The sequence below is a fragment of the Aurantimonas sp. E1-2-R+4 genome, from assembly GCF_036549515.1.
Lineage (GTDB): Bacteria > Pseudomonadota > Alphaproteobacteria > Rhizobiales > Rhizobiaceae > Aurantimonas > Aurantimonas coralicida_A.
The window spans coordinates 1-25,352 of record NZ_JAZHLK010000055.1 but is presented as its reverse complement, the minus strand read 5'-3'; the positions used below and the strand labels follow the sequence as shown (position 1 = coordinate 25,352).

The 25,352-nt window shown below is 63.6% G+C and carries 24 protein-coding genes; 14 read left to right on the top strand and 10 right to left on the bottom strand.

Features of this window, described 5'->3' with window-relative positions; genetic code table 11:
- Positions 1-339 precede the first annotated feature (339 nt).
- The 6 genes from VQ045_RS18535 (at position 340) to VQ045_RS18510 (ending at position 7,132) form a co-directional block, all read left to right on the top strand.
- Positions 340-1,368 (top strand): ABC-three component system protein, encoded by a 1,029-nt coding sequence (locus tag VQ045_RS18535; RefSeq protein ID WP_331831159.1) that lies wholly within the window; start codon positions 340-342, stop codon positions 1,366-1,368.
- 251 nt (positions 1,369-1,619) lie between these two features.
- Positions 1,620-2,528, top strand: a complete 909-nt coding sequence (locus VQ045_RS18530; protein WP_327648691.1) for a LysR substrate-binding domain-containing protein — start codon at positions 1,620-1,622, stop codon at positions 2,526-2,528.
- Positions 2,529-2,711: 183 nt separating this feature from the next.
- On the top strand, positions 2,712-4,070 hold the full coding sequence (locus tag VQ045_RS18525; RefSeq protein WP_327648692.1) for an NAD(P)H-dependent oxidoreductase: 1,359 nt from the start codon (positions 2,712-2,714) through the stop codon (positions 4,068-4,070).
- Positions 4,071-4,231: 161 nt separating this feature from the next.
- Positions 4,232-5,269, top strand: a complete 1,038-nt coding sequence (locus tag VQ045_RS18520) for a DctP family TRAP transporter solute-binding subunit (protein WP_327648693.1) — start codon at positions 4,232-4,234, stop codon at positions 5,267-5,269.
- Positions 5,270-5,357: 88 nt separating this feature from the next.
- Positions 5,358-5,864, top strand: a complete 507-nt coding sequence (locus tag VQ045_RS18515; protein ID WP_327648694.1) for a TRAP transporter small permease — start codon at positions 5,358-5,360, stop codon at positions 5,862-5,864.
- The gene (locus VQ045_RS18510) at positions 5,861-7,132 is read left to right on the top strand and encodes a TRAP transporter large permease (RefSeq protein WP_331831158.1); all 1,272 of its coding nucleotides are present in this window, start codon (positions 5,861-5,863) and stop codon (positions 7,130-7,132) included. Before VQ045_RS18515 ends, VQ045_RS18510 begins: the two co-directional genes overlap by 4 nt.
- A 220-nt stretch (positions 7,133-7,352) precedes the next feature.
- On the opposite strand, the gene VQ045_RS18505 is transcribed toward VQ045_RS18510, so the two are convergent.
- The 4 genes from VQ045_RS18505 to VQ045_RS18490 all read right to left on the bottom strand — a co-directional run bounded on the left by VQ045_RS18505 (position 7,353) and on the right by VQ045_RS18490 (position 9,017).
- Complete coding sequence (locus VQ045_RS18505) at positions 7,353-7,775, bottom strand: DUF1993 family protein (RefSeq protein ID WP_327648997.1); 423 nt, start codon at positions 7,773-7,775, stop codon at positions 7,353-7,355.
- Between the two features lie 163 nt (positions 7,776-7,938).
- Positions 7,939-8,115, bottom strand: coding sequence for a hypothetical protein (locus VQ045_RS18500; RefSeq protein WP_331831157.1), 177 nt, complete (start codon positions 8,113-8,115; stop codon positions 7,939-7,941).
- Between the two features lie 81 nt (positions 8,116-8,196).
- Positions 8,197-8,442 carry a hypothetical protein gene (locus VQ045_RS18495; RefSeq protein ID WP_327649001.1) on the bottom strand — a complete coding sequence of 82 codons (246 nt, stop codon included), beginning with the start codon at positions 8,440-8,442 and terminating at the stop codon, positions 8,197-8,199.
- An 89-nt stretch (positions 8,443-8,531) separates the two neighbouring features.
- A complete protein-coding gene (locus VQ045_RS18490; protein ID WP_331831156.1) occupies positions 8,532-9,017 on the bottom strand; it encodes a thermonuclease family protein in 486 nt (161 codons plus the stop codon).
- Positions 9,018-9,438: 421 nt separating this feature from the next.
- Here VQ045_RS18490 and VQ045_RS22085 point away from each other — a divergent pair, with 421 nt between their 5' ends.
- Positions 9,439-9,687: a helix-turn-helix domain-containing protein gene (locus tag VQ045_RS22085; RefSeq protein ID WP_442879904.1), complete on the top strand. Its 249-nt coding sequence runs from the start codon at positions 9,439-9,441 to the stop codon at positions 9,685-9,687.
- A 215-nt stretch (positions 9,688-9,902) separates the two neighbouring features.
- Here the strand turns inward: VQ045_RS22085 and VQ045_RS18485 are convergent, their stop codons facing one another.
- The 5 genes from VQ045_RS18485 to VQ045_RS18465 form a co-directional block, all read right to left on the bottom strand.
- Complete coding sequence (locus tag VQ045_RS18485; protein WP_331831155.1) at positions 9,903-11,051, bottom strand: 2-methylaconitate cis-trans isomerase PrpF family protein; 1,149 nt, start codon at positions 11,049-11,051, stop codon at positions 9,903-9,905.
- Between the two features lie 14 nt (positions 11,052-11,065).
- On the bottom strand, positions 11,066-13,750 hold the full coding sequence (gene acnA, locus VQ045_RS18480) for an aconitate hydratase AcnA (protein WP_331831154.1): 2,685 nt from the start codon (positions 13,748-13,750) through the stop codon (positions 11,066-11,068).
- A 67-nt stretch (positions 13,751-13,817) separates the two neighbouring features.
- The gene (locus VQ045_RS18475) at positions 13,818-14,774 is read right to left on the bottom strand and encodes an isocitrate lyase/PEP mutase family protein (protein ID WP_331831153.1); all 957 of its coding nucleotides are present in this window, start codon (positions 14,772-14,774) and stop codon (positions 13,818-13,820) included.
- Complete coding sequence (locus VQ045_RS18470; protein ID WP_331831152.1) at positions 14,764-15,624, bottom strand: isocitrate lyase/PEP mutase family protein; 861 nt, start codon at positions 15,622-15,624, stop codon at positions 14,764-14,766. The genes VQ045_RS18475 and VQ045_RS18470 overlap by 11 nt, the downstream gene beginning before the upstream one ends.
- A gap of 14 nt (positions 15,625-15,638) precedes the next feature.
- The gene (locus tag VQ045_RS18465; protein ID WP_331831160.1) at positions 15,639-16,373 is read right to left on the bottom strand and encodes a GntR family transcriptional regulator; all 735 of its coding nucleotides are present in this window, start codon (positions 16,371-16,373) and stop codon (positions 15,639-15,641) included.
- 115 nt (positions 16,374-16,488) lie between these two features.
- Here VQ045_RS18465 and VQ045_RS18460 point away from each other — a divergent pair, with 115 nt between their 5' ends.
- The 7 genes from VQ045_RS18460 to istB all read left to right on the top strand — a co-directional run bounded on the left by VQ045_RS18460 (position 16,489) and on the right by istB (position 24,693).
- The gene (locus VQ045_RS18460) at positions 16,489-17,310 is read left to right on the top strand and encodes a Bug family tripartite tricarboxylate transporter substrate binding protein (RefSeq protein ID WP_442879903.1); all 822 of its coding nucleotides are present in this window, start codon (positions 16,489-16,491) and stop codon (positions 17,308-17,310) included.
- Entirely contained in the window at positions 17,252-17,779 is a 528-nt protein-coding gene (locus VQ045_RS18455; RefSeq protein WP_442879902.1) for a hypothetical protein, read from the top strand. The genes VQ045_RS18460 and VQ045_RS18455 overlap by 59 nt, the downstream gene beginning before the upstream one ends.
- A gap of 104 nt (positions 17,780-17,883) precedes the next feature.
- Positions 17,884-18,369, top strand: a complete 486-nt coding sequence (locus VQ045_RS18450) for a tripartite tricarboxylate transporter TctB family protein (protein ID WP_331831149.1) — start codon at positions 17,884-17,886, stop codon at positions 18,367-18,369.
- A gap of 10 nt (positions 18,370-18,379) precedes the next feature.
- The gene (locus tag VQ045_RS18445) at positions 18,380-19,903 is read left to right on the top strand and encodes a tripartite tricarboxylate transporter permease (RefSeq protein WP_331831148.1); all 1,524 of its coding nucleotides are present in this window, start codon (positions 18,380-18,382) and stop codon (positions 19,901-19,903) included.
- 577 nt (positions 19,904-20,480) lie between these two features.
- Complete coding sequence (locus VQ045_RS18440; protein ID WP_331831147.1) at positions 20,481-22,262, top strand: SLC13 family permease; 1,782 nt, start codon at positions 20,481-20,483, stop codon at positions 22,260-22,262.
- Positions 22,263-22,441: 179 nt separating this feature from the next.
- A complete protein-coding gene (gene istA / locus VQ045_RS18435; RefSeq protein ID WP_442879901.1) occupies positions 22,442-23,938 on the top strand; it encodes an IS21 family transposase in 1,497 nt (498 codons plus the stop codon).
- Positions 23,935-24,693, top strand: a complete 759-nt coding sequence (gene istB, locus VQ045_RS18430) for an IS21-like element helper ATPase IstB (RefSeq protein ID WP_327626166.1) — start codon at positions 23,935-23,937, stop codon at positions 24,691-24,693. Before istA ends, istB begins: the two co-directional genes overlap by 4 nt.
- A gap of 239 nt (positions 24,694-24,932) precedes the next feature.
- Here the strand turns inward: istB and VQ045_RS18425 are convergent.
- Positions 24,933-25,352: ATP-binding protein (locus VQ045_RS18425; RefSeq protein WP_331831145.1), on the bottom strand; the 420-nt coding region annotated here is incomplete at its 5' end.

Here is a 25,352-nt window from a genome sequence, read left to right as displayed (position 1 = left end):
CTTCCAAACGGAGCAAAAGCCCATCCGGAAGAGACTGTGACAAACCAAAGCAGGGGTCATTCTTGGATGCGAAAAACCCCGCTTAGGGGGTCATTCTTGCAAGCGATTTTACAATCGACAATCTCTGGGTTGGCATCAGGCTTCCTCGTTGGTTGAACGAGGCATTCCGTAGACCGGTTGAGTTGTCGGCCGAAGCATCCCGCACCTTCGAAAAGGTGCTCACGATCATCTGAAATCGTTGCTCACGATCCCCCGAAATCTCTGCTCACGATGCGGTGAAATCCGTGCTCACGATGCGGTGAAATACGCATCCTGCGAGCTCAGATCGACGCGTTCCAGGTGCATGATAGCTACAAGGAACTGGCTGGACGTGCTTCACGCCTGAAGGACAGGATCACCGAAATCACCTTTGAGCTGGCTGAGGCCGAGTCGGCCGTCGAATACATGCAGAAGGCCCTCGATGTGGAAGCGCCACCGGAATATGCGGACGTGGAGTCACTCTATCGTGCTGCTGGTATCGAGCTGCCGGGCCTTGCGCTGCGTCGTTTCGAGGACGTGGAGGCTTTCCAAGCATCAGTGACCGCCAACCGTCATGGCTATCTCCGGGATCAGATTGATGAGATGCGGCAACGCCGGGACCAATTATCAGCAGACCTCGCGAAGCGCTCCGCTGAGCGAACCGAAATCCTGAAGACACTCGACGGCAAGGGAGCGTTCGAGGACCTGATCCGCCTGCGCGAGACCTTGGGAGTGAACATCAGCCGCGCGGAAACGCTGCGCAGCAAGCTTCACCATGCCGCCGCTTTGGAGAACAACGAGACCCAGATGAAAGCCGAAGCCGCCGAGCTGGAGTTGAAGCTGCGCCAGAACTACGAGAAGGACGAGGACAATATAAAAAGAGCGACCGTGTTGGTGGATCGTGCCATCGCAAAGCTCTACGACGACCGCACCGGAAATCTCATCATCGAGGCGTCACGGTCTGGCCCCAAGTTCCGAATCGACATCGAGGGTGGTGGAAACAAAGGCGGGATCGATATGATGAAGATCTTCTGCTTCGACACCACGCTCTTACGGATCGCGTTCGACCGATTTAAGCCGGGTCCTCAGCTCCTCGTCCATGATAGTCATTTGTTCGACGGCGTCGACTCTCGCCAGGTCGCCCAGGCTCTTGTCTACGGCAAGGACGTAGCCGACGAGATCGGAGGTCAGTACATCGTCACCCTGAACAGCGACGAGTTCAACAGCGCCAACGCGTCAAGTGATCTACCACTCGACGACTTTGTAAACTCGGTGAAGTTGGCTGATGACGAGACCGGCGGGCTGTTTGGGTACCGGTTCGACCTTAAACCGCCGGCGGCCAAGCGGTAGTGCAACCGTTCCATTCAAATTCTTATGGGCCTGCGGCTTTGGAATGGCAACTAAACGAGGCGCAAGGCCAGAAGCTGTCAGTCCGCTCGCGGCCCGGAGCCGTCGTGTGCTTCGCAAGCAGCTCCAATTGTCCAAGTGCGCAACGATTGTACATCCTTCGCCAACGGACGGTGCGGTAAAGGTGCGGTGCTGACCTGTCCGCCGGCATCGGATAACGATGGGCAAACCGCAGCCAATCCTTGGAAACCCTCATGCATCTGCCAATTCGGGCCATCAACGTCTTTCACGCCGCCGCCCGGTCGAACAGCATCACGCGCGCGGCGGAGGAACTCGGCGTGACGCCATCCGCGGTCAGTCAGCAAATCCGCCTGCTCGAGACGCAACTCGGGACATCCTTGATGTTGAAGGAGGGGCGGCACGTCAAACTGACCGAGGCGGGAGAACGCTACTTCGCTTCGATCACAGAGGAGATCGAGCGCATCGCGGAGGCGACGAACCAGATTCGCGGCTACAAGGCGGTCCGTATCCTGACGATCCGGGCGACGCCGAGCCTGGCGACGAAATGGTTGATGCCGCGGCTGACGAAATTCATCGCCGCGCATCCGGAAGTGGACATCCGCTTGGACGGCACCAACGAGCCGACCGATTTTTCCCGCGAGAGTGTCGATATCGAAATCCGGCATGGCGAAGGGCGCTGGCCGGAACTGCATGTGGAGCCCTTCGCGGAGGAACGGTTCTATGCCGTGTGCGCGCCCGGTTACGTGTCGTCCGGCCGCGTCGATCCCGAGACGATCACCGACTATCGCCTGATCCATTCGGTCAAGTCGCAGATGCAGTGGTCGCGCTGGTTCAGCGAGTTTGGGGTGACGCCGAAAGAGGGCTGGCGGCGGATATTCTTCGACCGATCGCACATGGCCGTCGATGCTGCGGTCGCCGGAATCGGAATTGCGCTTGAGAGCGATCTGATGATGCAGAGGGAATTGGTGGAGGGATTGCTGGTTTCCCCCATCGCCGAACCTCCGATCCTTGCCGCGGTGACGCAATGGCTGGTCTGTCCCGATCACCATCTGCGCCGCCGGCAGGTGCAGGCGTTCCTTGCCTGGGTGAAGGCTGAGCGGGACGCTTGGGCGAGGGAAGCCACCAAGCCGGCAATACATTAGAAAATCTAAATAATCAGCTAGATAAATTGAATTGTTCTTCAGGATCGCGCTGCGTACCGTCCGGGGAGTGCCGCAGAGCCTTGCGCTAACGGCATTCCGAATTTGCACATGGATGATCCGGCATGCCGGCGGAGCCAGCTGTTCGCCGGGCGCTAAATTCCATCGCTGGGAAAGGTATAAGACGTGAATCTTTCGACCCTGCTCAAGGCACGCGTGGCCAATGACCGACCGGTTCGGGTCGGACTGATCGGGGCCGGAAAATTCGGCTCGATGGTCCTGGCCCAAGCGCAGCGGATCGAGGGCCTGCATGTGGTCGGCATTGCCGACCTCGACGTTGGCAAGGCGTGGGCCTCGCTGCGTCGCGTGGGCTGGCCGGCCGAGCGCTACGCGGCGTCCTGCCTGGACGAAGCGGTACGGACCGGCGCCACCCATGTTCTTGACGATGCAGCGGCGCTGACCGCGTTCGGCGAGATCGACTGCATCATCGAGGCAACGGGACATCCGATCGCCGGTGTGCGACATGCGCTCGCGGCGATCGAGCACGGCAAGCATCTGGTGATGGTGAATGTCGAGGCCGATGTCTTGTGCGGCCCTATCCTCGCGGCCAAGGCACGGGCCAAGGGGCTCGTCTATTCGATGGCCTATGGCGACCAGCCGGCGATCATCTGCGAACTCGTCGACTGGGTGCGCTCCTGCGGCTTCGAGCTGACCGCCGCCGGTAAGGGGATGAATTTCGAGCCGCGCTACCGCTATTCCACACCGGATACCGTCTGGAGCTTCTTCGGCTGGAGCGAGGAAGAGGTCGCTGAGGGCGATTTCAATCCAAAGATGTACAATTCCTTCACCGACGGCACCAAAGCCGCTATCGAGATGGCCGCCGTGGCGAACGGCACCGGGCTCGACTGCCCGGACGACGGGCTGGCGTTTCCCCCTGCCGGCCTGCAGGATTTGGCCCGGGTCTTCCGTCCCGCCGACGAGGGCGGGCGACTGGCGCGCAGTGGCCTCGTCGATATCGCCGCCAGCCAGGAGCCGGATGGCCGCGAGGTGCTCAACAATATCCGCTATGGCGTCTTCGTCACCTTCAAGGCGCATGACGAATACGCCCGCGCCTGTTTCCGCCAGTACGGCCTCCTGACCGATCCATCGGGTTGGTATGGCTCGATGTGGCGCCCCTTCCACATGATCGGCCTGGAGACCAGCATCAGCGTCCTGTCGGCGGTACTGCGCGGTGAACCCACGGGAACCTCGCGCGAATTCCGCGGTGACGCGGTGGCCACGGCGAAGGCTGACCTTGCGGCAGGCGATATGCTGGACGGGGAGGGCGGCTACGCCGTCTGGGCCAATGCCATTCCAGCTGCGAAGAGTCTTGCCGTCGGCGGGCTGCCGATCGGTCTCGCCCATAATGTTCCACTGATCAGGTCGGTCGGGAAGGATCAGATCGTGCGCTACGGCGACGTCGATCTCTCCGCGGATCTCGACGTCGTCGAGCTGCGCAGAGAGATGGAGCGCACCATGACACCGAAAAAGGCACTCGCGGCGTAGGCCGCGGTGGCGCGGCCCGCCGGGGAAAAGCGGGGGTCGCCAAGGAACCGCGGTTCGCAGGCGGTGGCGGGAATTCCTGCGCCGGAAGCAAGGGCGATAGACGCATTCAGGATCGAACCGACCGCGATCGGGAGGTGGCGGCCGAAACCAGGGAGGATATCATGAACTTCACCAAAGGCAGGCGGACCCGGCGTTTCGTCCTGGCGCTGGGCGCCCAGGCAATCGCCTTGGCCGGTACGGGAGCGCTGACTGCGACGGTTACCCCCGCGAATGCGCAGACGACGCTCAGGCTGGCGGTCGCCGACCCCGCCGATTCGTCGGTGGGACGCGCGGCCAAGGACTTCGCCGATCTGGTCAAGGAAAAAACCGGCGGCGAGGTGGAGTTTCAGGTCTTCGCCGATGGCGTCCTGTTCGGCAAGGACCAGAACGCGGCGGTCAATCAGCTTGGCAGCGGCGCGCTCGACGGGTTGATCCTGGCCAGCAGCGTCTATGCCTCCTTCGAGCCGCGCATGAACGCCATCAGCCTGCCCTACCTCTTTTCCGACTACGATCAGTTGCAAGGTTACCTGCGCGGGGAGCCGGGTCAGACCCTGCTCTCGTCGCTCGATCGCCTCGATATCAAGGGTCTGGGTATTTTTCTCCGGACGTTCCGCAATGTCACGACACGCGAGACGCCAATCACCAAGGCCGAGGATTTCAAGGGCTTGAAACTGCGCACGCCCAACAACGAACTCTTCGTCGCGCTCTTCCAGGCCTTGGGCGCCAATCCGACGCCGATGGCCTTCTCGGAAGTCTACAGCGCCCTGCAACTCAAGGTCATCGACGGCCAGGAGAATCCTGTCGAGGTGCCCCTCAACAATCGCCTATACGAGGTCCAGAAGCATCTGAACATCACTCAACATCTCGCCGATTCCTACCTGCTGGCTCTGTCGAAGGCGGCCTGGGAAAAGATCCCGCAGGAACAGCGCGCCGCCGTGCAGGAGGCCGCCGACGAGATGGTCAAGAAGCATGATGCCGAGGAGATCGCTCAGGAGAGTAAGATCATCGAGGAGCTCAAACAGCTCGGCATGCAGGTGAACGAACTGCCGCCGGAGGAAAAGGCCAAGGTCCAGGAGGTCGCCCGGGGCATTTACGCCCAGTTTGGGGATAAGATCGGTAAGGAGTTCATGGAAACCAGCTTGAATTTCGTCAGCCAGTAGAGATGCTTGGGTGCTCCGGCCTCGGCGCCGGAGTGCCACTTATTATGCGCGGTCGTTCAGCTCGACCTGCCGCAGCCGGGGGCGCGTCATGCTGCGAACGCTGGACAGATACATCTGGATGATCGTTGATGCGCTGTTGCTTTTGGCGGTGATCGCCATGGTGCTCAGTATCGGCCTCCAAGTCGTTTCGCGCACCGCCAATCACTCGGTGCCCTGGACCGAGGAGCTGTCGCGGTTTCTCTTTATCTGGACGGCATTTCTTGGCATGGCCACCGGCTTTCGCCAGGCGGAGCATCCGCGGGTCGATCTCTTCGTGGCGATGCTGCCGCCCCGGTTAGGTGGGCTGCTTGTCTATCTGACCCCGCTCTGCGCCGCGGTCTTCTTCGGCATCGCCGGCTGGTACGGCTACCGCCTGATGATGCAGCAGATTCGCTTCGGCGAAACCTCGCCCGCGATGGGTCTCGGCATGTGGCTGATAACGCTCCCCGTCGTCTTGGGTGCCGCTCTGGCCATTTTTGGATCGGTGGTTTCGGTGTTGCTCGAGCCGGAAAAAGCCGGTGCCGCGTCCAGCGAAGGGACCGAGGGAGCCATATGAGCCTGGTCATACTTCTGGTGTTCATGCTTATGGCGATGCTCGGTGTTCCGCTGTCGCTGGCGCTTGGTCTCGGCTCCGCAGCGACGCTTTGGTACTACGACCTGCCGCTGTCGATGATCACCCAGACCATGGCGACATCGATCAACAGCTTCCTGCTGATTGCGGTGCCGCTGTTCGTCCTCGCCGGCAACATCATGGAGCGCGGCGGCCTGTCGGAGCGGATCTTCACCGCGGCTGATGCCGTCGTCGGGCGATTTCGCGGCGGCCTTGGCCACGTCAACATCCTGTCGAGCTTCGTCTTCGGCGGTATCTCCGGCTCGTCGGTGGCCGACATCGCCAGTCTCGGACCGATCACCATCCGTTCGATGACGACACGCGGCTATCCGCTGCCCTACGCGGCTGCGTTGACGCTGATCACGGCGACGCTGGCGACGCTTGTCCCGCCAAGCATCCTGGTGATCGTTGCCGCCGCCGCATCGGGGCAATCGGTCGGCAAGGCGCTGGCTGGCGGTCTTGGCCCAGGCGTGCTGCTCGCTGCGTCGCTGGCCTGCTACAATTACTATATCTCTCGGCGACGCGGTTACGGGTTGCAAACCCGATACAGGGTGGGTGAGCAGGCCCGTGCCCTTCTGCGGGCGGTTCCCTCGCTCGGCGCGCCGGTGATCATCCTTACCGGGATGTTCTCGGGAATCGTGACGCCGACCGAGGCCGCCGGCATCGCCGTTGTCTACACGCTCGCCATCGGCGCGCTGGTTCATCGCGACCTCGACTTCCGTGAGGTTCCGGCGATCGTCATCCGCGCCGCGCGCACCTCCGGCACCGTCCTGCTCATTCTCATGGTGGCGAGCAGCGCCACCTACATCTTCACCATCGATCTCTTGCCCAACAAGGTGTCCGGCTCGATCACCGCGCTGACCGATAGTCCTGGCGCGATCCTGCTGATGATGGGGGTCATCTTCCTGGTGGTCGGCATGCTGATGGATATCGTCGCCGCCGCGCTGATGCTCATCCCGGTGCTCTTGCCGGCCGCGGTGCAGGCCGGGTTTGATCCGTTGCACTTCGTTATCTTCATGGCCGTCGGGCTCGCCATCGGCTTGGCGACGCCGCCGGTCGGAACCTGCCTGTTCGCGACCGCCTATGTCTCGAAAGTGCCGTTCGAGCGCCTGGCTGTCGCCGCCATCCCCTTCTACGTCATCAACATCGTCGTGATGATCCTGGTGGCGTTCGTCCCGCAAATCGTCCTGTGGCCTGCGGATTTGCTGACGTAGGATGCCCGGACTAAATGTACCCTTTGGGGAAACGCCCATCGCCGGCTGAATGATCAGCATGGGTCGGAAGCTGAATGGTCGCTTTCCTACCTACCGTGCTCGAAGGGGATAGTCCGCACCCGGATCGTCGCATCCCCAACCCCAATAACGGGAGCGGGTGAAAAACCGTCAAGCTTCTCTCGGTTTCCCTACGGCGTTAGCCGCCACATCCGTTGTCGCATCAGCTCTGCGGCATTGATCCGGGCCGGAGATACGCGAACCTGTGCGGAACGTAATCCGCTTTCCCGAGCTCGATCCCGTGGCTTCGCGGGATGGCGTAAGCTGTGGTCAGATGAAAATAGAATTGGGCCAGCGCCCAGTCCCGCGCATATTGCTCGCCGGTCATGTCGAAGATCATGCCGCCCGGAATTTCGGTCGTAGTGGTTCGGTCCGCGCCCGCGTCGAGCGCGTCTGATTCAAGGTTTCCCAGCAGCGACAGAGCTTCACCGATCCGGGCTTGCGCATCCGAAAGTGTCTCCGGCTCCTCGCCGGCGTTCCTGCCCTCACGAGCCAGTTGCTCCATCGTCTCTGGCAGAGGTTCCCCCCGGAGCCGGATTGTCGCTTCCTGCGCCTGTAGACAGGCAAAGCGAACCTGGGACGACAAAGGGGGTACATGTCAGGCGCAAGCCGCGCGGACAGCAGCGCCTCGGCGTCCGCGTTCGGTATCTGCTTCTGTGCCTTGTCGAGCCAACCCGATAGAGCGCGCAGCATTTGCATGTAGGTCGGGACAAGAGTCTCGAAAGCTCGATTGGGGGGCCGAGTGGCCTCTAGCCGCCCATCATCCGCGTTGCAGTATCGGGCTGATGCCGGTAGCCGGTTTGCCGCTCGACCTGACGCATCACGGCGTTCCAGTGGCGTCGGTCAGCTTCGGCATCAACCTCCGCCGCCGCCCGTCGCCGCTCCCGCGCTTCGATCCAGGCCCCTTGCGCCCCCTGCATCGTCACCAGGACAGTCGCCTCGCGCCGAACCTTCGGGGAGCGGCGAAAGAGACGGGTAAGAAGCCGACCGAATAGCATTGTCCCGGATCAGACCTCCGTGGATATCATCGGCCTGCTGGTCGACGAACCATGGCGACGCCAGTCCCGTTCCCGAACGTCGAGATGCAGCAGCACGTGGGTCGCGATCGTGTCCGCCATCTTCCCCTGAGCATCCTCCCAACTCTGCCAGTTGACCCTGGGGCGCTTTGACGCGCATTCGACCCGGATCGCGGGCGGGATTTCGGAGAGAGCGAGCTTGATGATCGTGCGGAGATAATGATCGACGTGCGGCATGGCATCCTCGTGGGGAATCGGTTTCAGATCGGCCGCATCCGACAAGGAGAATCCCAGTGAAGTCCCAGGTCGTCAAGGATGACTTCAGGTCAGTTCCGGCACCATTTGTTGCCCTCATTCGGCCAAGGCTGCGACAGGCCCTCCTGGATCAACACCTGACCGGCATCGCGACCATCGGTAAGGCGGACCCGCGCGAGTTCCCGGCCGAATTTGCCTTTGCCGCCAGTCCACTCGATCGTGTAGCCGCTGCCCATCAATTGGCGGAGCCTGTCGCGGGCCTTTTCTCCCAGGCGGCGTTCAGCCGCGCATTCGGGTTTGCCGATTTCCGGAGTGTCGACGTCCAGAGCCCGCCATTTTACCCCGCGCTCCCAACCGGTGTCGCCATCGACAATGCAGGTCAATTTGCGTGCGGCGCGATTGCCGCCCGAGCAGACGGGAAGGGGGCGTGCTGGTGGGGCGGCCGTAGTGACTGCCGGTGCGGTGGGCACCGCAGGCGACGAGGTGACAAGCTCCGGAAGCTGCCGCGCCGCGAAGGGTGCGGCGAAGGCGACGATGCATGCCCCGGCGAGAAGCACTGCAAAGGATGAGGGTCGCCACCTCCGCTTTCTTGCGGGCGGTGGCCGGCGGCGATCTGCCTTGACGCCGAAAATGGTCCGATTTGACATATCTCGACTGCCGCCCCCCGATTTGTCCCTGCACGTTCGAGCATGCCGATAATGGGTCAAGGATTTCTTGCCGTTGGCTGGACAGGCGGGCGTTCCCCGGGCGCCGATGGCCGACACGGGAAAACGGCGGATCATCCCGAACGGCAGCCACCTGACGGCCACTGTCAGCATGGCGCCGGATGAACCGGCGCGGATGACACCGCCGAGCACTGACTGTTGCCATAGTAGGCGATGGCGGACATCCGGGCGGCCAATATGGCCGGGATCGTGTTCGTCGGCTCCGCTTCATAAGTGACCGTGTCGGCATACCTCGCGGGTAGCCGCCGTTGGTATCGTCACTGACGGTGCTTTCGAGCTGCCGATCACGCAGGAGGAACTCGCCGATCTGCTCGGTCTTTCCACTATCCACACCAATCACATTCTGATGAACCTCCGCGACAGAGGTCTTGCGACCGTCGAGCACGAACGCGCAATTATTCACGGCTTCGAACAGCTGATGCGGTTCGCCGACTTCACGTCGGACTATCTGCATCTTTCCGATCGATCGGGTGGACGTTACCTGAACTGGAATTTGGCGTAGCGCTGCGCGAAAGGCGAGCGGCGGCTTCCAGCCGGTATTCATCTCGAAGCGCATCGACCGCTTTTGGCCCGTTCTCATCAGTTAAGCAGCCGGACGGCAACGCGCCCATCCCGGCCGTAGAAGAGATCATCTGCCAGTTTCGAAGCAGACGCACCGCCCCACGGCACGGAACGAAGTTTGTCGCTTGTCCTGCAGCCCCGTGGGCTCAAATCGCTTCAGGCGTAGATAATGCCCTCCATAAGCCGCTTAGCGGTACGGAACACGCCTGCGCTGTGCGCGATCCAGGTATTGTCGAACTCTGCGCCTACACGGGCAACGGCGGGCAGAACGCCCGACGAGTGACCGATCCGCAAGGGCATATCCACAGAGGCGGGAACCCGCGCCATCGCGGCAACCGCCGTGCCGTCGACGCGAGCGGCGACGGCTGTGCAAAGAGCGGCCGTCAAGGGGATGGCGCGGTGCGCCTGTCCCATTGAGAGCATGCGCACGGACACGTCGTACTCTTCTGCGGCCACTGCCACTCCGGTAGTCTGGATGTAGTCCCGCGACGGCCCAACGATGCCGATCTTCGGATTGCCCTCAATGCTGGCGGCGGCATCGAAGTCCGGAGCGAGGCCTGCACGGGCGCTCGCGATTCGCCGTATCACCTCGAGGCGATGCATGAGCGTCGCGTCGGCTTCCATCCGGTCGGGCGTCTCGGTGGCGTCGCAGCCGAGATCCTGAGCCAGCACGAATACGATGAGGTTGGTTGCGTCGATGACGGACGCCCTGACCGGACCCGGCAGTTCCGGATGCTCGAACGTATCGATGACGCTGCCAGTCGGCAGGAGCCGACCGGTCGCAGCCCCGCCGGGTTCGATGAAGTCGAGCCGGATCGGCGAGCCGGTACCCGCGACGCCCGGATTGACGAAGTCGCCCTCGACCTTCGGCCGGCCGTCCTCCACCGCGAAGCGGCTGACGATGATCTTCTTCGTGTTGGTGTTGAAAATCCGCACTTCCGCTTCGCCGTTGCAGCTCGCGACGATTCCCTCCTCCACCGCGAAGGGACCGATGGCGGAGGACATGTTCCCACAATTGGCGCTGTAGTCGACGGTGGTACCTGCGACAGGGATCTGCGCGAAGGTATAGTCGACGTCGGCGTCGTCGCGCGAAGACGACTCGACGATGCACACTTTCGAAAGCGAGGACATGCCGCCACCGAGCCCGTCGAGCTGGCGCTTCGCCGGGTCCGGGCTGCCCATCACCTTCAGAAACATCGCGTGGCGCTCTGCCGGGTCGGACGGAATATCCTTTTCCCGGAAGATGATCGCCTTGCTCGTGCCGCCGCGCATGAAGACGCCCCGATATCCGTTCCTACGACCCATCTTTCTCGTTCCCTTCAGGCGTGGCCCATCGTGTTGCGCAGCACGTAATGCAGGATGCCGCCGTGCAGGTAGTATTGAACCTCGATCGCCGTATCGAGCCGGACGGTCAGCGTGATCTCCTCGGCCGAGCCGTCGACACTGTTGACCGTTGCGGCGATCGGCATGCCGGGCATGATATCGCCGCCGAGCCCCCTGACGTCAAAGGTCTCGGTGCCGTCGAGCCCCAGCGTCTTTAGCGTCTCGCCGTCCTGGAACTGCAGTGGCAAGACGCCCATACCGATCAGGTTGGAGCGATGGATGCGCTCGAAGCCTTCCGCGATGATCGCCCGAACACCAAGGAGACGCGTCCCCTTCGCGGCCCAGTCGCGCGACGATCCGCAGCCATAGTCGCTGCCCGCCACCACCACGAGTGGCACGCCTTCCCGCCGGTACCGGGCGGCCGCCTCGTGCACGGGCATCAGTTCGTCCGACGGCTGGTAATGCGTCCACCCGCCCAACCGCTCAGGCGCCATCTCGTTCTGCAGCCGGATGTTCGCGAAGGCGCCGCGGATCATGACCTCGTGGTTGATGCGGCGGGCGGCGAAGGAGTTGAAGTCGAGCGGGTCGATCCCCTGTGCGACAAGATACTGGCCAGCGGCCGAGGACGCGGTGATCGTGCCGACCGGCGAGATGTGGTCGGTGGTGATGGAATCGCCGAGCATGGCGAGGGGCCGCGCGCCTATAATGTCGCCGATCCCGGGAATTGACGGCGTCAGATCTTCGAAGAAGGGCGGCTCCTTGATGTAGTCGCTCTCCTTGGGCCAGTCGAAGATCGCGCCGCGAGGGGCGGAAATCGACTTCCAGCGCTCGTCACCCTCGAAGAGGTTCTCGTAGCGCGCCCGAAAGCGCTCCGCCGTTAGGGCCTCCCCGACGATCGCCGCGATCTCGCCCGGGGCCGGCCAGATGTCGGCAAACATGACGTCCCGGCCCTCCGCGTCGGTGCCGAGCGGGTCGTTCAGGAGGTCGACATTCATATTGCCGGCAATGGCGTAGGCGATGACGAGGGGCGGCGAGGCAATGTAGTTGGCCTTGGCCAGGGGATGGATGCGACCCTCGAAATTGCGGTTGCCCGACAGCACCGCGATGCCGCAGACGTCGTGCTGCCGGATCGCCTCGGATATCTCCGGCGACAGCGGCCCGGAATTGCCCATGCAGGTCGTGCAGCCATAGCCGACGCAGTTGAAGCCGAGTGCATCGAGCGATGTCTGCAGACCCGTCGCCTCAAGATAGTCGGTCACTACGCGCGAGCCCGGAGCCAGCGACGCCTTGACCCACGGCTTGATCGTCAGGCCGCGTTCGATAGCCTTGCGGGCGAGCAACCCGGCGGCGAGCATCACGTAGGGGTTCGAGGTATTCGTGCAGCTCGTGATGGCAGCGACAACGACAGCGCCATGGTCGAGCCGCCAGTCGTGGCCCTCGACGGGCGCACCACCCTCCGGCAGCACCGGCTGAGCGGGCAGCACATCCGCCTTGAAGCGGGAGGCGGCCTCGGTGAGGTTCACGCGATCCTGTGGCCGGCGCGGTCCGGCAATCGAGGGCACGATCTGCGAGAGGTCGACGACCACCATGCGATCGTACACCGGCTGCTCGTCATTCGGATCGTGCCAGAGCCCCTGAAGCTTCGCATAGGTCTCGACGAGATTGAGATGATCGCCGCCCCGGTTCGTGTTGTCGAGATAGCGGATCGTCTCGCGGTCGATCGGAAAGAAGCCCATCGTCGCGCCGTACTCGGGCGCCATGTTCGCGATCGTCGCTCGATCGGACAGGGTGAGCGCCTCGAGCCCCTCGCCGAAGAACTCGACGAAGGTGCCGACCACGCCGACCGCGCGCAGCCGCTCCGTCAGCGAGATTACGAGGTCCGTCGCGTTGGTGCCGGCCGGCAGCTTGCCGTCGAGGCGGCAGCCAACGACCGGCGGCACGATCATCGTCACCGGCTGACCGAGCATCGCGGCTCCCGCCTCGATGCCGCCGACGCCCCAGCCCAGCACGCCGATGGCGTTGATCATTGGCGTGTGGCTGTCCGTGCCGAGCAGGGTCTCGGGGAAGACCAGCGTCCTGTTGCCGTCCGATGCGGTCCACACGCAGCGCGACAGCACCTCGAGATTGATCTGGTGGCAGATGCCGGTGCCGGGTGGCACGGCGCGGAAGTTCGAGAAGGTCTGCTGCGCCCAGCGCAGGAAGCGGTAGCGCTCGCCGTTGCGCTCGAACTCCAGCGTCAGGTTTTCCGCAAAAGACTGCGGCGTTGAGGTCTTGTCGGCCATCACCGAATGGTCGACGACGAGATCGCACTGGATCTGCGGATTGACCGCTTCCGGGTCGTGGCCGTTGCGCATCATCGCCCCGCGCAGCGCCGCCATGTCGGCCATCAGCGGGATGCCGGCGGAATCATTCATCAGGATGCGGGTCGGGTTGAACCAGATCTCCTGCTTCGGCGCTTTCGGGTCGAGGCTGTCGCTGAAGCGGGTCAGGTGATCTCTGGTAACGGCGATGCCGTCCTCATGCCGGAGAAGATTCTCACAGAGCACCTTGAGCGAGCGCGGCAGGCGCGTCACCGGTCCGGCGCCGGCCGCCTCGGCCGCTGCGAGGCTGTAATAGTGCAGCTCGCGGCCGTTGATCTCCACAATGCGGCAGGTTTCGAGGCTGTCCTGGCTCGTCGTCATCGGGGTGGCTCCTCCCGGTCTGTTTCGACCGCTCTTATTGGCGCCGCTCTTTCGGAGAGGCCATTCGTCAGTCCTCGCCGGGCATGTGCCCCGCGGAATTGGTGTAGCGGGCCGCCACGGAGGCTGCCGGCAGGTAGCGATCCTCGAGCGCCCGGATGTCGGAGATTCCGGTGAACTCATACCAGTTCTCGACGGCGTGCCCCTCGAGCTCCCGTAGATGCTCGACCTCGAACTCGGTGCCCCGCTCGCGCAGACCCACCAGGAAATCGAGCTCGCTGCGGATACCGGCGCGGATCGAGGCGAGCGGGAACAGGACGAGGCAATAGCCGAGCTCGGCGACCTGGCCGAGTGGGATCTTCGGCGTCGTGCGCTTCCGGGCGTAGCCGCCCATGTTGAACACCTTGGGCCCCGGCACCGCCCTGGCGAAAGCGGCGTATTCCTCGACCGAGAGTAGCGCGTCGGGAAAGATCATGTCGGCGCCGGCCGCGGCGTAGAGCTGCCCCCGGCGGATCGCCTCGTCGAGCCCGTGCGGCCCGCGCGCGTCGGTACGGGCGATGAGCACGAGGTTCTCGTCGCCGCGCGCATTGAGCGCCGCGCGGATCTTCCCCGCCATCTCCTCTGCCGGGACGACCTCCTTGCCGGCGATCGAGCCGCAGCGCTTGGGCACCTCCTGGTCCTCCAGATGCAGCCCCGTCGCGCCGGCGGCTTCGTATTCCTCCACGGTGCGCATGACATTGACGGCGTTGCCGTAGCCGCTATCGGCATCGGCGATGACGGGCAGCCGCGTCGCCTGAACGAGAAAGCGCACCATCATCGCCATCTCGGTCAGCGACAGAAGCCCGACATCGGCCTTGCCGAGCAGCTTGTTCGCAACGCCCGAGCCCGTCATGTAGACACACTCGTGCCCGGCCCGCTCGACAAGCGAGGCCCCCATGCCGCTGTCGGCGCCGGGGGCGAGAATCAAGTCGCCCGACGCAAGGCGCTTCCTAAACGACGCCCGACGCGCGCGAGCGTCAGGCGGCATAGGACTTGTCTTTTGCCATGTAGGCGTCGGTGCCGATGATCACCTCGCGGTCGCGGAACGAGACCATTTCCTCCTGCATCGAGCCGGAATGGCCGTCGCGGCGAATGGCCTTGAGGGTCCGCTCCATCGCCCCGATCGCAGCGCGCTGCGTGTCGCTCGGAATGATGACGATCGCGTAGCCCAATTCGCCGAGGCGGGACGTCGCGACGAGCGGCGTCTTGCCGCTGTGGAACATGTTGATCAGCTTGGGATAGGGCAAATCCTTGGCGATCGTCTCGATCTGCTCGACGCTCGTCGGCGCCTCGACGAAGATCACGTCGGCGCCGGCCTCCATATAGGCGTGGCAGCGCTCGATCGTCTTGTCGTAGCCCTCGACCGCGAGCCCGTCCGTGCGCGCGATGAGCACGAAGTCGGAATCCTCGCTGGCGTCCTTCACCGCCTTGATCTTCTGCGACATCTCCTTCAGCGGGATGATCGACTTGTCGTCGTAGTGGCCGCATTTCTTGGGGAACGCCTGATCCTCCAGGTGGAAGCCCGCGACGCCGGCGCGCTGGAAGGCGCGCACGGCATGCTGGACGTTGAGCGCGTTGCCGTAGCCCGTGTCAGCGTCAGCGATCAGCGGAACGCCGACGGCGTCGACCATTGTCTCGAGGCGGGCGACGATCTCCGACATGCTCATCAGGCCGAGATCGGGAATGCCCGTGCTGCGCGAGATGGCGCCGCCGCTCGCATAGACGGCTGGAAAGCCCGCCCGCTCGACGAGGCGCGCCGATAGCCCATCATAGGCTCCGGGGGCTACCACAGGCGCATTCTCTTCCATCAGACGGCGCAGCACGGTGGATCGCTTCACGTTTCTGTCTCCATTCATTTCAATTCCGGGTGCGGGACGGCCGTGGCGGCCGTCCCGGCGAGAAGGCCTTCAAGGATCTTGCGGGCGGCGACGATGTGACGGCGCATGAGAGTTTCCGCGAGATCGCCGTCGCGGTCGGCGATCGCCGCCGCGACCCGCCGATGCTCGAGCAGCGCGCGCTGGGCCCGGCCGGGAACCGCGCTGTGGCGATAGCGGTAGATCTGCAGGAGCTGGTAGAGATCGCGGCAGAGTAGCCCCTCGATTAGGTCGTTCCGCGCGCCCTTGGCGATCCGGTAGTGGAAATCGAGGTCATGGTCGCGCTGGTCGTAGTGCTCGCGGTCGGCCACGCTCTCCCCATGCGCGTCGAGCAGGCGTTCCAGGTCGGCGATCTCCGCATCGCTCATGCGCTGGCTGGCCAGCCGTGCGGCCATGCCTTCCATGGCCTCGCGCACGAAGAACAGCTCCAGAAGCGACGTATCGGACATCTCGACGACGCGCGCGCCGACATGGGCGGTGCGGATGACGAGGCGACGCTCTTCCAGGCGCCGTATCGCCTCGCGCAGCGGCCCCCGGCTGACCCCAAAGCGCTGTGCCAGATCGTTCTCGCCGATCTTGGCGCCGAGCGGAATTTCGCCGGTCATGATGGCGTCGAGGAGCTGGTCGTAGACGCGGTCGCCAAGGGTCTGAGCGCCCTCCACGACATCCCGACACCCGGCTGCTCCTGTGGTGTCGGCCTCGTCGCCGAGCATAGTCACTGGTGACAATTCCTCCGACATTGTCGACAATCTCTCCGGCGTTCACATTCACTCGGCCTGCCGAGGGTCTAGTCGAAATGCTTGGATTGCGCCAGTTTTTCGCCATTTCATGGGCGTTTCCATGGTCTTCTTATGGGTTTGGCGGTCTTTATCAATTGTCTCGCCAGAGTTCGTTGTTGACAACCATGGTCGAGCTGGAAAACATTGTCAACGATCAGTGCCACCTCAAGGCATGCACTACCTCGGCAGAAGGTCGCCACACACCGGCCCCGAAAACGCGGCCGGACGAAACACACGGGAGGGAGACACAATGAAACGCTTGATCCAGACATTCTCGGCGGGGCTCGTCGCCGCCGCCATGGCAATTCCGACGATGGCGGCGGCACAGGATGCCTGGCCGGACCGGCCCATCACCTTTGTCGTCGGCTTCGGCGTCGGCGGTAGCGCCGACCGTACGGCCCGCGCTTTGGCGCAGTTCATGCCCGAGGAACTCGGGCAGCCGATCTCGGTGGTGAACCGCGACGGCGCCGGCGGCCAACTCGCCGCGAGCTACGTGCTCGCCCAGCCGGCGGACGGCTACACGATCCTGGCGACGTCAGTCTCGCCCTATCTCGCCAACAGCATCATCCACACCGAGGCGAATTACTCGATCGAGGACTTCGCCTTCGTCAACGGCCAGTGGTCGGACTGGGATATCATCGCCGTCAACAAGGACCGCGACATCCACTCGCTCGCCGAGATGATCGAGGCGATCAAGGAGAACCCCGGCAAGANGCCAGTGGTCGGACTGGGATATCATCGCCGTCAACAAGGACCGCGACATCCACTCGCTCGCCGAGATGATCGAGGCGATCAAGGAGAACCCCGGCAAGATGAGCGTCAGCGTCGTGCCGAGCTCGGCGGGACAGCTCTCGGCCTATCTGCTGCTTGAGGCGGCCGGCCTGACGGATTCCGACCTCAACATCGTCACCTATGAGAGCGGCGGCGCGGCACGTGCGGCGGTCGCCGGCGGCCAGGTCGACTTTACGATCCTCGGCGGCGAGGGTAGCGAAGGCATTCGCGACATGATCACCCCGCTCGCGGTGGTCCGTGACGAGCCGGCGCCCGAGTGGGATGCGCCGACCGTTGCCGAAGCGCTGAAGGAAATCGGCCTCGAAATGCCGGTCGTCAGCGGCTCGATCCGTGGCCTCGCGACGGATGCCGAGTTCAAGGAGAAATATCCCGAGCGCTGGGGCAAGCTCGTCGCCGCGTACAAGGCGACGCTCGAGAAGCCCGAGGTGAAGAAGTACCTCGAGGAGAACTCCATTGGCGGTGAGTGGCTCGGCCCGGAAAAGACCACTGAGGTCGTTAACCGGAACTACGAAGTCATCAAGAAATACAAGGACCTGATGGGCAACTGACGGGCTTTGCGGAGGCGTCCCACCCGGGGGCGCCACCGGTTTTCCGTCGACCAAAGCGCACCCTCCCGCGCCCAATCGCGCCCGCGCGACCAACAGGTACGCCGATGCAAGCCCGTTCCCACTTCGCTCGGATCGACTGGGGCCACGCGCTCCTCGTCCTCGCCTTCGCGACCATCACCGGCCTTTACCTGGCTGACAGTTGGGACGCGTCGACGAGGGTCAAGAACCTCATTCTCGTCCTCCCGGCCTCGCTTCTGGCCTTCGTGTTGTGCGTCTTCGTCCTGGTCGGGATCTTTACCGGAGCCCGTCCGGAGCCCGATGATGGGTCGGCCGGTTCGGCGGACGACGCGGCGCCGCTGGTCATGCGTCTGAAGACCCCGCTCACGATGCTGCTTTTCGCGGGCTATATCGCCTCGCTTCCCTATCTCGGCTTCGACGTCGGCACGGCGGTATTCATGGCCGCGATGCTGCTGCTCGACGGCGTGCGCAATCCGCTGGTGCTGATCGGGCTGCCGATCGTCTTCGCCCTGGCGGTCTCGATCTGCTTCCAGTGGCTGCTCCCCTATCCGATGCCCATGCTGCTGCTTTGAGGATTAGGGGATGATCGACCTTTCAAGCCTGTATGACGCTTTCGCAATCCTCGGCTCGTCTTGGCAGCCCTGGGGGCTTGTCGTTCCCGGACTGATCATTGGCCTCGTCTTCGGCTGCATTCCGGGCCTGCAGACCAGCATGGCGATGGCGGTGTTCCTGCCAGCCACGATGACCATGGATTTCCTGAGCGCCATGCTCTTCCTGACCGCCATCTTCACAGGCGGGCAGTTCGGTGGTGGCGTCTCGGCGATCCTCATGAACATTCCCGGCACGTCGTCGGCGGTCGCCACGACGTTCGACGGCTTCCCGATGGCGCGCCAGGGCAAGCACAACGAGGCGCTCGGCATCGCACTGATCGCCTCGACCATCGGCACCTTCATCGGCTATCTCGCGCTTCTCGTCCTGATCGGACCGATGTCGACACTCGTGCTGAAGCTCGGCCCGACCGAGATGTTCGTGGTGATCCTGTGGGGCCTCACCCTGATCGCTACGCTGCGCGGCAAGTTCTTCGGCCGCAGCCTGCTCGCCGGCGTCGTGGGGCTGCTGATCGGCACGATCGGCATGAGCCCGAATGGGGTGCTCCGGGGCACAATGGGCAGCGACTACCTGATCGACGGCGTGCCGGTGATCCCAGCCATGATCGGCATGTTCGCGGCATCCGAGCTGTTTGGCATCGGAAGCGGCAAGTATCTCGTGGAGGGCGGTACGGCGAATCGGGAGGTGAGCCTGAAGCGGCTCCTGCACGGCGTGCGCCAGGGCCTCGCGTCGCCCGGCATCTTGCTCCGCGGCGGGTTGATCGGCACGATCGTCGGCGCGGTGCCCGGGGTCGGCTCGTCGGTCGCCAATCTCGTCTCCTACAGCGAGACCAAGCGTCGGTCGAAGGACCCGGACAGTTTCGGCAAGGGCAATCCGCAGGGCGTTGCGGCATCGGAATCGGCGAATTCGAGCTCCGAGGGCGGCTCGATGGTGGCGCTCTTCGCGCTAGGCATTCCCGGCGGCGGTGGGACGGCCGTGCTGCTGGCCGCCTTCACCATGCACAACATCACCGGCGGACCGCGCTTCCTGCGCGAGCACTCCGACGTGGTCTACGCGGTGATCCTCGCAAACCTCGCACAGGCCGTCTTGCTGCTCGTCGTCGGCCTGTTCATGATCCGCCTGCTCAGCGTGATCGTGAAGGTGCCGCTGCGCTATCTCGTGCCTGGCGTACTCTCCATGTCGGCCTTCGGCGCCTACGGACTGACCGGCAACATGGCGGGGCCTGCCACGCTCTTTGTCTTCGCCATTCTCGGCTGGGCGCTGCGCCGCTACGAATACTCGATCCCCGCCGCGGTGATCGGGCTGCTGCTCGGGCGTATGGCGGAGGGGGAGCTGCTGCGATCGTACCAGATCAGCGGCGGCCGCATCGACTATCTCCTCGGCCGGCCAATCACCTTCGTTCTGTTCGCAGCGCTGATTGCGTCGCTGTTCGTGCCCTGGCTCATGGAAAAGCTGCAAGCACGCGCCTCCGGTCCGGCAGGATCTGCTCCCGGTTAGTGAAATGGCCAGCCGCGCAGCTGGTAGGCTGACATGCGAGGGACGCCAGTCTGCCGTCGGGTGACGACCTTCCTGTTCACGCAGCGCGCTGCCCTCGTCAGAGGCGAGGTCGTTCGCCTCGGTCGAACATGAAGGATCCCGATGTCCTCGGGAGACCAATAAGCAGGTTGCGCCGGTGTCCGCTATTGCCACCGATCCGCCCGCTGCGACCTTTCAGCACCTCCCGGCCGTCAGAATTGCGCCCATTCCCGCCATTTACGGGCGGTCTATGGTTTCCTGGAAGCAGACGGTCCGTTTGAACCGCCGCTGTACGGCGGTCTCGATGCTTTCGACGAAAGCCTTGATCAGTTCAGCCGTGTTTTGAACAAAAGTCTTGGTGAACACTGCAAGCTCGTTTCCGTCCTCGTCGAAACCGTTCCGGTGAACGCAGTCATTTCGTAGCTTCACGGCTTTGAAGAGGCTCGCCTCATCGGGCAGTGCCGCATTACTCGCCCGATCTCAACCCCATCGAGATGGAGCCTCAGGACACAATGAGGCTGGCTGGCCTAGAACCTTCCCCCATTCTATAAACAAGGTGATGACCACCGACCAGATGATCTTGTTTGCCCTCTTTGGCGGCGTATTCGCGATGCTGCTCTGGGGGCGGTTCCGCTACGATCTCATCGCATTCTCCGCGCTCATGGCCGGTGTCGTCCTGCAAGTCGTCCCGACAAAGGACGCCTTCGCGGGGTTTGGCCATCCCGCCACACTGGTTGTCGCCCTGGTCCTGATCGTCTCCGCCGGGCTTGTTCGATCAGGCGCCGTGTTCCTGATCACCCGGACCCTGGTCGATGCGTCGCGCAGTCTGGGAGCGCACATCGTCTTCATGGGCGGGATCGGCGGCGTGCTGTCGGCGTTCATGAACAACGTCGCGGCCTTGGCGCTGCTGATGCCGGTCGACATCCAGACGGCGCGCAAGGCCGGCCGGCAGACGCGCCTTTCGCTCATGCCGCTTTCTTTCTGCACGATCCTGGGTGGGATGGTCACGCTGATCGGCACGCCTCCCAACATCGTCATCGCAACGATCCGGCAGGATGAGCTGGGCGAGAGTTTCAGGATGTTCGACTTCGCGCCCGTAGGCGGGGTCACCGCGCTGGTGGGCCTCATCTTTGTGGCTCTGGTCGGCTGGCGGTTGATCCCGAAGGCCGAGGGCGAGGGGGCGCTCGACGCGGCGCGCCAGAGCGTGAAGGACTATACTGCGGAGTTGTCGGTGCCGGAGGAGTCCGACCTTGTCGGACAACGGCTCTTCGAGCTCTACGAGACCGCCGAGAAGAATGACGTCGCAGTGCTCGGCCTGATCCGGGACGGCCAGCGGCAATACGGCACACAGCGGAACACGGTGTTGAGGTCGCGCGACGCCATCGTTGTGGAAGCCCGCCCCGAGGCGCTCGACGAGTGGCGAGCGGCGCTCTCGCTGGAGTTCACGGACGGCGAGGAACAGGAACGCGTCGGCGCCGCCGGAGACGGCCTTTCGGTGACCGAGGTCGTGGTCCCCGATGGTGCGCGCATTGCCGGCAAGACCGCGCGGGATATCGGTCTCGCATGGCGACAACGAACCGTGCTCCTCGGCATCTCGCGGGAAGGCCGCGCGATAGCAAACGAGGTGCGCAGGACCGTTATCCGGCCCGGCGATATCCTACTCCTGCTGACGCCCGAGGGAGAAGGAGATGCGGTCGCCGATTGGCTCGGCGTCCTGACGCTGGCCGACCGGGGCCTTGCCGTGACCGATTCCGGCAAGGTCTGGCTCGCGATCGGGATTTTCGGTGCGGCGGTGGCAGCGGCGTCCTTCGGGTTCGTCTATCTGCCCGTCGCGCTTGGTATCGTCGTGGTCGCCTATGTGCTGACCGGGATCCTGACGCTGTCGAACCTCTACGAGCACGTGGAATGGCCCGTCGTCGTCCTCTTGGGATCGATGATCCCCCTCGGTGCCGCCCTCAACGAAGCGGGTGGCACCGCGCTGATCGCTGGCGCCCTTATCAACTTCACGGCAGGCTGGCCCGCCTGGGCGGTCCTCACCGTACTGATGATCGTCACGATGACGCTGTCCGATGTGTTGAACAACACCGCCACGGCCATTGTCGCGGCACCGGTCGGCATCCAGATGGCCCAAAGCCTGGGCGTCGATCCGGACCCGTTCCTCATGGCGGTCGCGGTGGCGGCATCCTGCGCCTTCCTGACCCCTATCGGGCACAAGAACAACACGCTGATCCTCGGCCCGGGCGGCTATGCGTTCGGCGACTACTGGCGGATGGGCCTGCCGCTCGAGATCATCGTCGTCGCCGTGTCGGTTCCGATGATCCTGCTGGTTTGGCCCATGTAAGACAGGTGGCCGGCGGCGGCGTTGTCGACGGGCTTCGTGCGAGATTTGGGGCGCAATGTGAGAGCGGCGGTGCAAAATTAGTCCACGGTAGCGGCGGGATAGTCCCGCTTCGGGCGGCGTAAAATTCGGCCACCTATTTTTCTTCTGCGACGATTGCAGGAGGGTTGGGGATCTATACCGTGGATTTATATATGAAGGTTCGTCTGGCTTGCTCGGAAGGTATGAGCCGGCGTCAGGCGGCAAAGCATTTCAACATATCGCGCGACAGCGTTGCCAAGATGATGTCGTATTCGACGCCGCCCGGCTATCAGCGTCAGTCACCGATCCGACGGCCCAAGCTGGATGGGTTTGTTTCGACCATCGATCACTGGCTTGACGAGGACGTGAAGGTGCCGCGCAAGCAGCGCCATACGGCCAAGCGGGTGTTTGACCGGCTTCGTGACGAGTGCGGGTTCACCGGCGGCTACACGATCATCAAGGATTACGTGCGCGAGCGAGAGCAGCGTCGCCAGGAGGTGTTCGTGCCGCTGTCGCATCCGCCAGGGCATGCACAGGCCGATTTCGGCGAGGCGATGGTCGTCATCGGCGGGGTGGAGCGCAAGGCGCATTTCTTCGTGCTCGACCTGCCGCATAGCGATGGCTGTTATGTTCGGGCCTATCCGGCGGCGGTGTCGGAAGCCTGGGTGGATGGGCACATCCATGCGTTCGCCTTCTTCGGCGCAGTGCCGCAATCGATCGTCTACGACAATGATCGCTGCCTGGTGGCGAAGATTCTGCCAGACGGCACGCGCAAGCGTGCGACGCTGTTCAGTGGGTTTCTGTCTCACTACCTGATCCGGGACCGTTATGGCCGTCCCGGCAAAGGCAACGACAAGGGCAACGTCGAGGGTCTCGTTGGCTACGCCCGACGCAACTTCATGGTGCCGATCCCCCAGTTTGCGACATGGGAGGCGTTCAATAGCTGGCTGGAAGAGCAATGCCGCAAACGTCAGCGCGACAGGCTGCGGGGTGAGAGCGAGACGATCGGCGCGCGCCTACAGCGGGATCTGGAGGCCATGCGTTCCTTGCCGCCGTCGCCTTTCGATGCGTGCGATCAGGCCGGCGTCAAGGTAACGGCCCAGTCGCTTGTGCGCTACAAGACCAACGATTATTCGGTCCCGGTCGCCTATGGCCATCAGGATGTCTGGGTCCGGGGCTATGTCGACGCGGTAGTGATCGGCTGCCGCGGCGAGATTATTGCCCGTCATCCCCGGAGCTGGGAACGCGAAGACGTCGTCTTCGATCCGCTGCATTACCTGCCGCTGATCGAGCAGAAGATCAACGCCCTGGATCAGGCGGCACCTCTCCAGGGCTGGGATCTGCCCGAAGAGTTCGCCACGCTGCGCCGCCTGATGGAGGCGCGGATGAACAAGCACGGCCGGCGCGAGTACGTGCAGGTTCTTCGCCTGCTGGAAAGCTTCGAGGTTGCCGATCTGCACGCGGCGGTGAAGCAGGCCCTGCAACTCGGAGCGATCGGCTTTGACGCCGTCAAGCATCTGCTGCTGTGCCGGGTGGAGCGCCGACCGCCGAGACTGGATCTGTCTATCTACCCCTACCTGCCCAAGGCGAACGTCGAAACGACCTCGGCAAAGGCCTATATGGGGCTGCTCTGTGCGCATGGGGAGGAAGTGGCATGAGCAATGAGGCCCCCGAGATCCTGCTTTCCCACTATCTCAAAACCCTCAAGCTGCCGACCTTCCAGCGCGAGTACCAGAAGCTGGCCCGGCAATGCGCCACCGAAGGTGTGGATCACATTGGATATCTGACCCGGCTTTCCGAACGGGAGATGATCGAACGGGACCGCCGCAAGGTCGAGCGCCGCATCAAGGCGGCTAGGTTCCCGGTCGTCAAAAGCCTGGAAAGCTTCGATTTTACCGCTATCCAGAAGCTCAACAAGATGCAGGTGCTGGAACTGGCGCGTTGCGAGTGGATCGAGCGGCGCGAGAACGTGATCGCCCTGGGGCCCAGCGGCACGGGGAAAACCCATGTTGCGCTCGGCCTCGGTCTGGCCGCATGCCAGAAGGGCCTATCCGTCGGCTTTACCACGGCCGCCGCTCTCGTCAGCGAGATGATGGAGGCACGTGACGAGCGGCGTCTGCTCCGCTTCCAGAAGCAGATGGCCGCCTACCAGCTCCTCATCATAGACGAACTGGGCTTCGTGCCGCTCTCCAAGACCGGGGCGGAGCTGCTGTTCGAGCTGATCTCGCAACGATATGAGCGGGGTGCCACCCTGATCACCAGCAATCTTCCGTTTGACGAATGGACGCAAACCTTGGGGTCCGAACGTCTGACCGGCGCGCTGCTCGACCGCATCACCCACCACGTCAATATTCTCGAGATGAATGGCGACAGCTATCGTCTCGCACAAAGCCGCGCCCGAAAGGCCGGCTGAGACACCTCAAAAATCGCCACGCGCACATGAGACCACCGGNCAGGCGGCACCTCTCCAGGGCTGGGATCTGCCCGAAGAGTTCGCCACGCTGCGCCGCCTGATGGAGGCGCGGATGAACAAGCACGGCCGGCGCGAGTACGTGTGCGCATTTCGCTGATTGTGAGCAGCCATTTCAGGCGATCGTGAGCACGTGTTTCACGCGATCATGAGCGGTCTCTTCGGCCGACCTTGGTTATTGTTCAGGCGTTTGAGGCGCCGTCAAGAGCGTGGGTGCGGGCGTTCTGTTTTCGCATGCTTTCTCCGGCGAGTTGAAGGCGGTGAGCATTGTGAACGAGGCGATCCAGAATCGCGTCACCGAGGGTGGGATCGCCGATGACGTCGTGCCAGTGTTCCACGGGAATTTGGCTGGTGACGATGGTCGATGCGCGACCATGGCGATCGTCGAGGATCTCCAGGAGGTCGCGCCGTTCGGACGCGTTGAGGACAGACAGGCCCCAGTCGTCGAGCAGGAGCAGTTGAACGCGCCCGAGCGTCTTGAGCAGGCGCCCATAGCGTCCATCACCTCGAGCCAGCGCGAGCGCCTCGAAGAGGCGCGGGACGCGATGGTAGAGGACCGAGCGATTGTCACGGCAGGCTTTGTGGCCGAGGGCGCAGGCCAA